An 11,837-nucleotide genomic window follows, 5' to 3' on the forward strand; every position below is an offset into this window, starting at 1 on the left:
AGATATTATAGGCGAACTCGGGCAGGCAAGTCTTCGTCATCAACGCCCAGAACTGCGTCCACTGCAAGACCTGCGACATCAAGGACCCCAACCAGAACATCGACTGGGTCCCCCCGCAGGGCGGCGAGGGACCGGTCTATCCGAATATGTGAGGTTCGCGCATGAGCGAAACGCCGGCTGGAGACTTTGCGATTCGGCTGGCACGCCCTGACGAGCTGCCGCTGATGGCCGGGATCGAGATCGACGCCTTCCTAACCCTCGCGGAGGCACTGGGTGTTGAGCGTGAAGCCCATGCCTTGCCGCTGGGGGTCCTCGACCGGTCGCTGTGGGAAACCCTTCTCATCGTCGCGGTCGACGATCGGGATCGGCCCATCGCATTTCTCGCAGGCACCGAGATGGAAAACACGCTCTACGTCATTGAGCTCGATGTGATCAGGCAATGGCAGCGACGGGGTGTGGGACGGCGTCTGATGCTTGAGGCGATCGAGATGGCGCGCACTCGGAGTTTTGCGGGGGTGGCGCTGACGACCGATCGCCACGTTGCCTTCAATGCGCCGTTCTATCGCTCCTTGGGCTTTGAATTGCTCGACGACGAGCGATTACCGCCGTTCCTACGCAGGAAGCTTCTCGATGAGGTCGAAAGCGGAATGGACCCGGACCGGCGTGTTGCCATGTCTCTTCGGTTCTAGCGTAGCAGGGCGGCCGGGGCTTGCGGCCCCGGCTGGCGCAGCGTTCTACGAGCGACGTCTTGAAACGATACCGGTCGAGAGCGCCACGCCGATCCCGGTGATCGCTGCCGCTGAAATTTCAGCCACGCCAATCTCCTCGCCAAGCAGCAAGGCGCCGCCCAGCGTTGCCAGGACGGGCGTAACGGCTGTGAATGCTGCTGCCTGAGTGCCACCCAGCGATTGCACGGCAATGCCATAGGCGACGGTGGCGGCAAGGCCCGAAAGCACACCCTGGCTGAGCACCTGGAGGCCGATTTCGGGCAGGGATGCCTCCATGATTGACGTGCCGAAGACAGCCGCAAGGCCGACATGAATGAGGAACGACCAGATGGCGATCAGCGAGCTTGCTGGATCGCCGTCAGGCCGGAGCGGCGGTAGGCGTGCGTATAGCCCGCCCACAGGACGGCGCCCGACGGCAAGAGGACGAAGCTGCTCCACGGGAGAACCGTGCCGGAAAGACTGTGAGCGAGCAGTATGATCATGCCGGTAACGATTGCCGCCAGTCCGATCCAGCGCGCGGTGTCGGGACGTTCGCGAAAGACCACGACGCCGATCAGCGCGGCGGCGAGCGGCATGGATCCGCCGAGCAGGATTCCGGCGGCGGCGGCCGGCGTCGAGTGGATCGCCGACGTGGTCAACTGGAAGAAGACGGCCCCTGCACCCGCGACCATCATGGCTAGCGGAGCGAGCGGAACGCCCTTGGGAAGAAGGCCGATTTTGAGCCAGACGGGCGCCAGCACAAGCGCCGGAACGCCATAGCGCAGAAGGCCGATGTCGATCGTGCCGAGCTGCGTCGCGACGCTGTGTCGCGTCGCAAGGATCCAGGCCGCCCAGATCAGGACGGTGGTGACAGCCCCGGCATATCCCGCGGCCGCCGATGCAGGTTTAGAATTGGAGAATGCAAGAACGGTCATGGATCAATCCTCTCGTCGCCTCCGGATCTTTGTCCGGGCCGGTCGGAAGAATAGGGCGAGATGCCGAGGCATGTCCTTGCTATCTGTGGCTCAGATGACTTACGATGCGCAATGATCTGCCAATATTGGTATTGAATGGTTCCGAATATGCCAAGTCTGGATAAATTCGATCTCGCGATCCTGAAGTGTCTTCAGGAGGATGCGCGCGCCACGAACGTGGAGATCGCGGAGAAGGTGAATCTGTCGCCGTCGCCGTGCCTTCGCCGTATTCGAAACCTGGAGAGGGCGGGCGTCATTCGCGGCTATCGCGCCGATATCGACCGCATGGAGGTTGGCCTCGGCCTGACCGTGTTCGTCGAGTTCAAGGTTGCGCATCACAGCCGCGAGAACTCGGAGGCGCAGCAGGCGGCCCTTCTCGCCATCCCCGAAATCGTGTCGTGCTTTCTGATATCGGGGACCGCCGACTTCCTGGCGGAGGTGGTGGTGGAGGATCTGGCCGCCTACGAACGGCTCCTCACGGAAACCTTGCTGACACTGCCCAATGTCAGCGACATCAGGTCGAACTTCGCGATCCGCAGCATGAAGACGCACGGCCCGTTGAAATTGCCCGAGGCGAAATGAAACGGGGCCAAGCAGGCCCCGTCACCATGGTCAAAGCAGCGTGCCGCTGAGAATCATCAGGGCCACCGAGAAATAGATCACCAGACCGGTCACATCGACCAGAGTCGCGACGAAGGGGGCTGACGCGCTCGCCGGATCGAGCCGCAGTCTCTGCAGCACGAACGGCAGCATCGAACCGGCAATGGAACCGAACGTCACGATGCCGATCAGGGCTGCAAAGATCGTCCAGCCGACGAGTATCCAGTGCTCGCCGTAGTCGAAGAGCCCGATATTCTGCCACAGAACGATGCGGGCAAACCCGACGAGACCGAGGATCGTGCCAAGCACGATGCCGGTCGGCAACTCGCGCACCAGCACGCGCCACCAGTCCGACAGCTTGAGTTCGCCCAGGGCGAGTGCGCGGATGATCAATGACGTCGCCTGCGATCCGCTGTTGCCGCCGGAACTCATGATAAGCGGCACGAAGAGCGTCAGCACGATCGCCTTCTCCAGTTCGCCTTCGAAATGCTGCATCGCGCTTGCGGTCAGCATCTCCCCGAGAAACAGGGCGCACAGCCAGCCCGCGCGTTTGCGGATCATTCCGGCAAAGCTGATCTTCATATAGGGCTTGCCGAGCGCCTCCATGCCGCCGAACTTCTGGGCATCTTCGGTCTGGTCGGCGATCATCGTGTCGATCACATCGTCCACGGTCACGATTCCGAGCATATGCCCGTCCTCGCCGATGACGGGCAGCGCCAGAAGGTTGTGCTTGCGGATCAGCCGCGCCACGTCTTCCTGCGTCATCAGCGGATCGGCCCGGACGATGCCGCCCTGCTGGGCCACGCTCAGAACCGGGTCCTGCGGTTCGCCGGTAATGAGGCGCCGCAACGTCACGACGCTCGCCAGTGCCTGCGTTTCCGCGTTGAGAACGTAGATCGCATAGACCGTCTCGCGCGAGCGCTCGACCTTGCGCACATGTTCCAGCGTTTGCCCCACCGTCCAGGTGGCCGGCACGCTGACGAATTCCGTCGTCATGATGCTGCCGGCCGTCCTCGGCGGATAGCCCATGAGATGCTGGACGGCGAGCGCGGTGGTGCGATCGAGTTTTGAGAAGAGGTGCGCGCGCGCGTCCTCGCCCATTTCCTGAAAGAGGTCGGCCACCCGGTCGTTCGCGGTTGCGTTCAGCAGCCGCGCTGCCTGATCGGTCGGCATGTCCCGCAGCATGGCGGCGGCATTGTGCAGTTCGGGGCGCCCCAGTATGCGGACGGCCTTCTGCTGCGGCAGCGTGGCGAGGATAGCCGCTGCTTCGGATACGTCGAGTGCGTTCAGCCGCTCGACACGCTCGGCCGTGGTGATTGCGCCGAGATTGTCACCGGTGAAGAAACGGGCGGCATGGCCGACCCGAGGAGGGAAGCGATTGATGTTCATTAAGCTCGCCTTTCCGTCGATCCGCCGTAGCGTCCGACGGGCGAGCCCGACGGAAATCGGTCAGCGCACGAGGGCCGCGTACGGCAAAGGCAATCGACTGCTACTGTCGCTTGGCATCGTGATGATGGCTCCGTTGATATCCGCGAAAGACGGGCGTCCTCCGCGTCAGACAGTAGGTGGTCGCAAACCACGGAAAAGTCAAGTGTCAGAGGTGGTTAACGCCAGAATGCCGCAGCTCGACGGTGCGGCATTTCTCATGATTGCCGATCGGCTGCGTTTCAGCAGCGTCTGCGCCGACGGAAGGCCTGCGTAGACTGAGGCAAAGCTTCCGTTAACCCCGGCTGCGACGATCCAGGCGCAGGGACGCTGCGAAGACGAACATCCCGAGGAAGGATAGAACGGCGCCGACATAGCCCGTCGCGGCAAAGCCGTAGCCCCACGCGATGACCAGTCCGCCAAGCCAGGCGCCGAGTGCATTTGCGATGTTGAAGGCCGAATGGTTCGAGGCTGCTGCCAGCGTCTGGGCGTCGGCTGCAACGTCCATGAGGCGGGTCTGGAGGGCAGGGCCAGCGGCGAAGCCGCAACCGATGAGGAAGACGCATAGCGCCAGCATGACGGGGCTTGCCGCCGTCAGCGAGAAGAGCGTGAGCACCACCACGTTGAACAGCAACGAGCCGCCGATCGTGCCCATGATGGACTTGTCGGCAAGCCAGGAGCCGATCAGATTGCCGACGTTCATGCCGACACCGAACAGCACCATCATGACGGCAACCATGCTCGCGGGCAGCATTGCCACCTTCATCGTTGTATCCGCGATATAGCTGAACATGGCGAACATGCCGCCGTAGCCGACTGCGGCGATGCCGAGCGTCAAAAGCACTTGCGGCCGCTTGAAGGCGCCCAGTTCACGGATGAAGCTTGCGCCTTCCTCCACCTCATCGCGCGGCACGTAGTACCAGATCAGCGCCATCGTCACGAGGCCGATCACGCCGACGGATGTGAAGGCCACACGCCAGTCCAGCGATTGGCCGAAAAAGGTCGCGAGCGGCGTGCCCAGCAGCGTCGCGATGGTGAGGCCTAGCATGACCCGGCCGACGGCACGCGCGCGTTTGTGGACGGGCACCATAGAGGCGGCGACGATGGCCGCCACGCCGAAATAGGCGCCGTGCGGCAGGCCGGTGATGAAACGCAGGATGGTGAAGCTGTCAAACGTCGGAGCCATCGCGCTCAGGATATTCCCGACCGCGAAGATGCCCATCAGCAACAGCAGCAGCGAGCGCCGCGCCATCTTTGCCGCAAGCACGGCGATGACGGGAGCGCCGACGACGACGCCGAGCGCATAGGCGCTGATCACGTATCCGGCCTGCGGCGTCGTCACCGAAAAAGTGTCGGCGACATTGGGAAGCAGACCCATGATCGCGAATTCGCCTGTCCCGATTCCAAATCCGCCGCAGGCAAGTGCGAGCTGCACCAGGGCAACCGCCATCGGCGAAGGCGCTTCGGCTGCCGGGCTGGTATCGATGGAATCGTTTACGGCGATCTGGCTCACGTGCGAGCTCCTTGAGCATGCAATGCTTGAATGAAGGGACAATGGCAGGCTCGCTGCCGTGGCCGAATAATCAGGAATGAAGGGGGATTGGACGACGCCCAACATAGTATCTATCGGTGATTTGTCACGAGGCGTCGCGTGCGTTTTCTGCACTGCAGCATCCCTGTTCGTGCATACGTTCGCCGTCGAAGGCGGCGTTCAGCAGGGGCGCGTTCTCCCGCGACGGAAGTATCTGCTTGAAATCACTGGAGTAGGGACCATCTTTAAGCAGCGCGGTACAGGCGAGCGCTCAAGCTGACGGATCACAGGAACCGCATGAAACTTATAGGTTTTTTCAATCGAGACGGCGGTACGTTCAGGACCACCGACATGGCGGCATATGAAAAACACGCCGAAGCTGTCTTCAGGAAGGCCGGCCACGATTTCGATGCCGTCGTCTTCTCCGGCAGCGAAATCGTCCCTGCGATGGAACGCGCTGCCCGCCGCGACGACATCGACGGGATCGTCGCCGGCGGTGGGGACGGAACCGTATCCGCTGCAGCATCGATTGCGTGGAAGAACGGTGTCGCCTTGGGCGTCGTGCCCGCGGGAACGATGAACCTCTTCGCCAGGTCGTTGCGGGTTCCGCTTGATATCTGGCAAGCGCTGGATGTCCTCGCATTCGGCGAGGTCGACAACGTCGATATAGCCAGCGCCAACGGCAGGCCGTTCATTCACCAATTCTCCGCCGGCCTGCATGCGCGCATGGTGCGCTATCGCAATTCCTACAGCTATCGCTCGCGCATCGGCAAGATGCGGGCGAGTACCCGGGCGGCCTTCGGTGTTGTGCTCAACCCGCCTGAGTTCGAGGTCGAGTTCGAGGCCGCGGGCATCCGTGAACGCCGCAAGGTTTCGGCCGTGTCCGTGTCGAACAATCCTTTTGGCGCGAATGCGCTGCTTTATGCCGACAGCCTCACCAGCGGCGAATTGGGATTTTACACCGCAAAGCCATTGAAGCCGCTGGGCGTCGCACGCCTGGCGATAGACCTGCTTCGAGGGAAAGTCCGTGAGAACGCCGACGTCATGATCTTGCACCCGGCCGAAGTGCATCTGCATTTCCCGAAACTGCACGCCAAGGCCAATTGCGTGATGGACGGCGAACTGTTGCCGCTGGAGCGCGACGTCGCGCTCAAACTGCATCCCGGAGAGTTGAAGGTCCTTGTGGAACAGGGGCTCGCCGCGCAGGTCGACGAAACGGAACGGCGCGAAACGACGATCTGACGCGCTCCTTAAAGGCGCGGAAGATACGTCCGATAGTCGAAATCGGAGACCGTTCGCAGATGGGCGATGGCCTCCTTGCGCTTGGTGTCGCCATAGAGCCTCCGATAGGGCTCTCCGAAGACATCGGCGATGAACGGCGAGGCGCGGAATGCCTCGACTGCCGTCAGAAAATCATGGGTCAGTTTTGTCGTATTCTCAGGCATATGGGAGGGCGTCGTCTCCTCGCCGGGATCGAGTTCGTTGTCTAGGCCGAGCAGCATGCCGCCGAGAATGGCTGCCAGCAACAGATAGGGATTGGCATCGGCGCCGGCCACGCGATGTTCGACGCGCGCGGCAGGTCCGTTCATGTCGGGAATGCGGATCGCGGTGCCCCGATGACCGTAACCCCAAGTGAGATCGACGGGGGCGAACGAGCCGGGCTGGAAGCGCCGATAGGAGTTGGCAAAGGGAGCGAAGACCAGTTGCGCCTCGCGCATGGTCTGCAGCATTCCGGCACAGACGGATTTGAGCCGCGTCGGCTCGCCGTCATTGGCGTCGAGAACATTGCGACCGTCCCGGTCGAGAACGCTTGCATGCACATGCAGTCCGGAACCCGCATGCTCCGAATAGGGCTTCGCCATGCAGGTGGACTTCAGCCCATGCTTGCGAGCCGCCTGTTCGACGATCCGCTTGAGATAGATGCAGTCGTCGGCGGCCGCCAGCGCATCCGGGCGATGCAGCAGGTTGATTTCAAACTGTCCGGGACCGAATTCCGCCGTTGTCGCATCCGCCGGCAAGCCCTGGGCTTTGGCATAGGCGCGCACCGTCTGCAGATAGTCGTCGAGCGCATCGACTGCGCTCATGTCATAGAGCTGGAAACCGTTCGGTTCGCCTTGGTAGGTAAGGCTCTTCGGCGGTGATGGGCGACCGGTATCCCGCCAGTCGTCGGCCACGACATAAAACTCAAGTTCAGTTGCGACGACTGGGGTGAGGCCGCGGTCCTCATAACGCTTCAGCACCGATGCAAGGATGGCGCGGGGGTCCATGAAGCTCGGCGTGCCGTCGAACTCGTGCATGGTGGCGAGAACCTGCATGGAGCCCTCTGGTGCCCAGGGCATCGCCGTCAGGCTGCGTTTGTCGGGAATGCAGTTGCCATCCGGATCGCCGACCGAAAGCGAAAGGCCGGTGATATCGTCGTTGTCGTCTCCCCAGATGTCGAGCGATTGTGTGGAGGAGGGAAGCCGGACGCCGCCGGCCCAGATCTTCTTCTGCGCGTCCAGCGGGATCTGCTTGCCGCGCAAATCGCCATTCATGCCGACAAGCAGGATTTCGATGCGCGGATCGCCGCCCGCAGCTTTGCCATGCAACTTGTCGTTCGCCATGATCTTGAAAATCCCCTCGGACAAGTCCAAGGTCCTAACCCATTGGGAAGAGGCTTTCAATCTCCGAAGGTGTTTTGCAAATCATGTCCGATACTTACGCGCGCTCCAACCTCGCTGCCGTCGATGCTGCCCATCACCTGCATCCGTTCTCCGACATGAAGAAGCTGAACGCCGACGGCACCCGTATTATCCAGCGTGGCGAAGGCGTTCATATATGGGACAATCACGGCAGGAAGTACCTGGATGGCTTCGCCGGGCTCTGGTGCGTCAATGTCGGCTATGGCCGCAAGGAAATTACCGATGCCGTCGCACGGCAAATGAATGAACTTCCCTACTACAACACCTTTTTCGGCACCACGACGACACCGGCGACCCTGCTCGCCGAAAAGGTGACGTCGCACGCCGGTCCGCGCTTCAATCACGTGTTCTTCACCGGCTCGGGCTCCGAGGCCAACGACACCTGGTTCCGTATGGCGCGCGTTTACTGGAGCGCGATCGGAAAGCCATCGAAGAAGATCGTGATCGCCCGCAAGAACGGTTATCATGGCTCGACCGTCGCAGGCGCGAGCCTCGGCGGCATGAAATACATGCACGAGCAGGGCGATCTGCCGATCTCGGGCATCGCCCACATCGGTCAGCCCTACTGGTACGGCGAAGGAGGCGACCTGTCGCCGTCCGAGTTCGGGCTGAGGGTTGCTCGCGAGCTGGATACGAAGATCGACGAACTCGGGGAGGAGAACGTCGCGGCGTTTGTCGCCGAACCTGTGCAGGGCGCCGCCGGCGTTATCATCCCGCCCGAAACCTACTGGCCGGAAATCGCCCGCATCTGCAGGGCCCGCAACATCCTGCTCGTGACCGATGAAGTCATCTGCGGTTTCGGTCGCCTTGGGGAATGGTTCGGCTATCAGTATTTCGGTGTCGAGCCCGATTTCGCTCCGATCGCCAAGGGGCTGTCGTCAGGCTACCTGCCGATCGGCGGCGTGCTGGTGAGCGACCGGATCGCCGAGGTCCTGATAAACGACGTCGGCGATTTCAACCACGGCTTCACCTATTCCGGTCATCCGGTCTGTGCCGCGGCGGCGCTGGAAAACCTGCGGATCATCGAGGACGAGAAGCTGGTCGACCGGGTCCGGGACGATATCGGTCCATATTTTGCAACGGTCTGGAGCGGACTCGCCGGTCACGACCTTGTCGGGGAGGCCGTCAGCATCGGGCTCATGGGCGCTCTCCAGTTGACGTCGGACAAGGCGTCTCGAACACGGTTCGAAAAGCCGGATGCGGTCGGTGCGCTTGTCCGCAATCATGCGTTGGCAAACGGCCTCGTTCTGCGGGCAACCGGCGACCGCATGCTCGCTTCGCCACCGCTGGTCATCAGCCACGACGAGGTCGATGAGATGGGGCGGATTGCAAAGATCGCGCTGGATGCTGCCTGGAAGGAGCTGAAGGCCTGACGCACGGGTTACTTCGGGTAGATCCAGGCATAGCCGAAGCGCTGCTTGTCGTCGGGGTTGCCGCGCGCGTAGCCGATAGCCGCCTGCTTGGCTTCTATCGCCGTGTATTGGGTGCCGAGATTGGAGGCTACCCACTCGGTCAGCGATGACGGAACGACGATCTGGTCGCTCGAGGAAAGCCAGGCAAGCAGGATCGGCTTGTCGGCCGTCCAGTCGTAACCGACCTTCAGGTTGGGGAAGAACATCGACATCATCGGAACATCAGGCGTCTGTAGATGAAAATTGCCTGCGGGGATCCAGTCGTCGGTTAGGACGAGGCCCGGCTTTCTCCCTTCCTCGGCAACGATCTTCCCGACAAAATCAGCATAGGGAACATTGTAGGCCTCATACCTGTGGAACAAGGTCGGGAAGCTGGTCCGCGTCAGCAGCGAGGCTGGGATGATGATCATCATGACCAGTGGCACCCAGAAGAACTGGCGCGCGAAATTTTCCGGCCGGACACCGGATGCCTGCATCTTCAGGCAAAAATAGATCGGCATGAGAAACAGGAATGGCAACAGCCATCGGTCGCGCAACGAGGTCATGCCGATCGCCAGGATCAGAACCAGCACCAGGAGCGCGATCGTCACGAACAACGCATCGAAGAAACGCGTCCACACGGTGACAGAACGTGCGCTTCGCAGAAACGACTTTCCGAACACGATGCAGTAGACAACCACGGTCGGGGCCAGGATGACGACGATAAGCCGGAGGAACTTGAACGGTCCCTGGGCAAGTTTCGCCAGCGCGGTTTGCGGCGCATCCTGCTCCATGATACCGAGCGTGCGAGTGGAGGCGAGCGAAAGATTGTCGAGCAGCCACAGGCCGTGTGGAAGGAAAATCACGAGGGCAAGGACCAGCGACAACAGGAAGCGACGGTCGAGGAGGCGAGCCTTTCCGTCCGGATGCAGCCAGACCGCGACCGGTACTGCTATTGCGACGAGCGCGAAATTGTACTTCGACAGCGTTCCCAGGCCGAGTGCGATGCCAACGAACGCGTAGGACGCAAGCGACGGCGCCTTCAGTGTCCTGATGACGCCGTAGAGAAAGAGGTTGATCGTCAGCAACTGCGCAACCGTGTGCGTCAGATCCCGTTGCGCTTCCCAGAAAAGTTGCGGAATGGTGAGCAGGGACAGCGTCGCGATCGCAGCAAACAGCTTGTCCTCCAGCACCTCGCGGGCAAGCTTGTAATAGCTCAGGTAGACAAGGAACAGGACGAGATTCTTGGTCGCGGAGATCGTCGCGAGCGACAGTCCGAATAGGGACACGACGCCTGTCTGAAGCCAGTTGTAGAGCGGCGGCTGGGAATCATAGCCGGACGTCAGCCATTGCGAGAAGAAGGCTTGCTGCGATTCGTCGAAGCGCATGCCGTGAGGCATGAGCAATCGGGTGACAAACGTCAGGCAAAAATATCCCGCCAGAAGCAGTATTATTGCGTCTGGCTTGCGCGCCAGCAGATTACGCATTCTCGCTTCCATCGAAAATCTGTCGGACGATATAGTTCGGCGAGGCGTCGTCGCGATAGTAGGTGCGCGCGATCATCTCGGCCAGAATGCCGGTTGTGATCATTTGCACCGAGGATAGAAGCAGAACGATGCCGACCATCAGCATCGGTCGGGTGCCGATGTCGTTGCCCATGATGAACTTGTCGACGAACAGGTAGACGAGAACCAACGCCGAGATGGCGCCGAGGCCGAGGCCGAGCGAACCGAAAAAATGCCCGGGGCGCGCCTTGTATCGCATGAAGAACATGACCGAGAGCAGGTCGAGGATGACACGGAACGTTCGGGATATGCCGTATTTCGACTGGCCGTGTTCGCGCGCATGATGGGTCACGACCATCTCGCCGATGCGCGAGCTCGGGACCACACCCGCCACCCACGCCGGAATGAACCGATGCATCTCGCCCATCAGCTTGACCTGCTTGATGACGGACGCGCGGTATATCTTGAGGCTGCAGCCATAGTCGTGCAGCTTGACGCCGGTCGTGCGGCCGATCAGGTAGTTGGCGCACCACGAGGGGATCTTGCGGAGCAGCAATCCATCCTGCCGATTCTGGCGCCAGCCGACGAGAAGGTCGAGTTCGCGTCGCTCGAGTTCGACGACCATTGCAGGGATGTCGTTCGGATCGTTCTGCAGATCGCCGTCCATGGTTGCGATGAGGCGGCCGGCGGCCGTGTCGATTCCGGCCTGCATGGCGGCCGTCTGGCCAAAGTTCCGTTGTAGTTCGACGATTTTCAGCGCGAGGTCATCCCGGCCAACATTCTTGCGGGCGTTGGCGAGTGTCGCATCCGTGCTGCCGTCGTCAACCAGAATGAGCTCCCAGCGGCTTGGATAGCCCGCCATGGCCGCGCAGATGCGGTCGACGAGAGGGCCAACGCTCTCTTCTTCGTTGAAGACGGGGACGACCAGCGACAGTTCGAGCGGAACTGCCGCGTCGATGGCGTCTGAAAGTGACTCTTCCGTTGTCTGCAACTCTAATTTCTCCTAAAACGCCGCGTCGTCGC

Annotated in this window: 9 protein-coding genes and 2 pseudogenes; 5 read left to right on the forward strand and 6 right to left on the reverse strand. The window is 61.5% G+C overall.

Annotated elements, in window-relative coordinates; genetic code table 11:
• Nucleotides 1-20: 20 nt before the first annotated feature.
• Nucleotides 21-152, forward strand: a pseudogene (locus ASC97_RS33690) (4Fe-4S dicluster domain-containing protein); the annotation flags it as partial.
• 9 nt (nt 153-161) lie between these two features.
• Nucleotides 162-689 carry a GNAT family N-acetyltransferase gene (locus tag ASC97_RS29455; protein WP_082530228.1) on the forward strand — a complete coding sequence of 176 codons (528 nt, stop codon included), beginning with the start codon at nt 162-164 and terminating at the stop codon, nt 687-689.
• Nucleotides 690-734: 45 nt separating this feature from the next.
• Here the strand turns inward: ASC97_RS29455 and ASC97_RS29460 are convergent.
• Nucleotides 735-1,642 (reverse strand): annotated as a pseudogene (locus tag ASC97_RS29460) (DMT family transporter).
• A 147-nt stretch (nt 1,643-1,789) separates the two neighbouring features.
• On the opposite strand from ASC97_RS29460, the gene ASC97_RS29465 reads away from it, so the two are divergent.
• Nucleotides 1,790-2,263: an Lrp/AsnC family transcriptional regulator gene (locus ASC97_RS29465; RefSeq protein WP_057471883.1), complete on the forward strand. Its 474-nt coding sequence runs from the start codon at nt 1,790-1,792 to the stop codon at nt 2,261-2,263.
• A 30-nt stretch (nt 2,264-2,293) separates the two neighbouring features.
• Here ASC97_RS29465 and mgtE read toward each other — a convergent pair whose 3' ends face one another.
• Together mgtE and ASC97_RS29475 are read right to left on the reverse strand one after the other, a co-directional pair.
• Nucleotides 2,294-3,670: a magnesium transporter gene (gene mgtE, locus ASC97_RS29470; RefSeq protein WP_057471884.1), complete on the reverse strand. Its 1,377-nt coding sequence runs from the start codon at nt 3,668-3,670 to the stop codon at nt 2,294-2,296.
• A 331-nt stretch (nt 3,671-4,001) separates the two neighbouring features.
• Complete coding sequence (locus ASC97_RS29475; RefSeq protein WP_057471885.1) at nt 4,002-5,219, reverse strand: MFS transporter; 1,218 nt, start codon at nt 5,217-5,219, stop codon at nt 4,002-4,004.
• A gap of 315 nt (nt 5,220-5,534) precedes the next feature.
• On the opposite strand from ASC97_RS29475, the gene ASC97_RS29480 reads away from it, so the two are divergent.
• Nucleotides 5,535-6,479, forward strand: coding sequence for a diacylglycerol/lipid kinase family protein (locus ASC97_RS29480; protein WP_057471886.1), 945 nt, complete (start codon nt 5,535-5,537; stop codon nt 6,477-6,479).
• 8 nt (nt 6,480-6,487) lie between these two features.
• On the opposite strand, the gene ASC97_RS29485 is transcribed toward ASC97_RS29480, so the two are convergent.
• A complete protein-coding gene (locus ASC97_RS29485; protein ID WP_057472074.1) occupies nt 6,488-7,840 on the reverse strand; it encodes a glutamine synthetase family protein in 1,353 nt (450 codons plus the stop codon).
• An 83-nt stretch (nt 7,841-7,923) separates the two neighbouring features.
• Between ASC97_RS29485 and ASC97_RS29490 the strand changes: the two genes are divergently transcribed.
• Complete coding sequence (locus tag ASC97_RS29490; protein ID WP_057471887.1) at nt 7,924-9,291, forward strand: aspartate aminotransferase family protein; 1,368 nt, start codon at nt 7,924-7,926, stop codon at nt 9,289-9,291.
• Nucleotides 9,292-9,299: 8 nt separating this feature from the next.
• On the opposite strand, the gene ASC97_RS29495 is transcribed toward ASC97_RS29490, so the two are convergent.
• Both ASC97_RS29495 and ASC97_RS29500 read right to left on the reverse strand, forming a co-directional pair.
• Nucleotides 9,300-10,796, reverse strand: a complete 1,497-nt coding sequence (locus ASC97_RS29495; RefSeq protein ID WP_057471888.1) for a glycosyltransferase family 39 protein — start codon at nt 10,794-10,796, stop codon at nt 9,300-9,302.
• Complete coding sequence (locus ASC97_RS29500; RefSeq protein WP_057471889.1) at nt 10,789-11,805, reverse strand: glycosyltransferase family 2 protein; 1,017 nt, start codon at nt 11,803-11,805, stop codon at nt 10,789-10,791. Before ASC97_RS29500 ends, ASC97_RS29495 begins: the two co-directional genes overlap by 8 nt.
• Between the last annotated feature and the right edge of the window lie 32 nt (nt 11,806-11,837).

Origin of the sequence: Rhizobium sp. Root1203, from assembly GCF_001424945.1 — a bacterium.
GTDB lineage: Bacteria > Pseudomonadota > Alphaproteobacteria > Rhizobiales > Rhizobiaceae > Rhizobium.

Excerpts from the sequence above, each read along its gene's own strand:
- ASC97_RS29455 (WP_082530228.1), top strand. The coding sequence starts at position 162 with ATGAGCGAAACGCCGGCTGGAGACTTTGCGATTCGGCTGGCACGCCCT.
- ASC97_RS29465 (WP_057471883.1), top strand. The coding sequence starts at position 1,790 with ATGCCAAGTCTGGATAAATTCGATCTCGCGATCCTGAAGTGTCTTCAG.
- mgtE (WP_057471884.1), bottom strand. The coding sequence starts at position 3,670 with ATGAACATCAATCGCTTCCCTCCTCGGGTCGGCCATGCCGCCCGTTTC.
- ASC97_RS29480 (WP_057471886.1), top strand. The coding sequence starts at position 5,535 with ATGAAACTTATAGGTTTTTTCAATCGAGACGGCGGTACGTTCAGGACC.
- ASC97_RS29485 (WP_057472074.1), bottom strand. The coding sequence starts at position 7,840 with ATGGCGAACGACAAGTTGCATGGCAAAGCTGCGGGCGGCGATCCGCGC.
- ASC97_RS29490 (WP_057471887.1), top strand. The coding sequence starts at position 7,924 with ATGTCCGATACTTACGCGCGCTCCAACCTCGCTGCCGTCGATGCTGCC.
- ASC97_RS29495 (WP_057471888.1), bottom strand. The coding sequence starts at position 10,796 with ATGCGTAATCTGCTGGCGCGCAAGCCAGACGCAATAATACTGCTTCTG.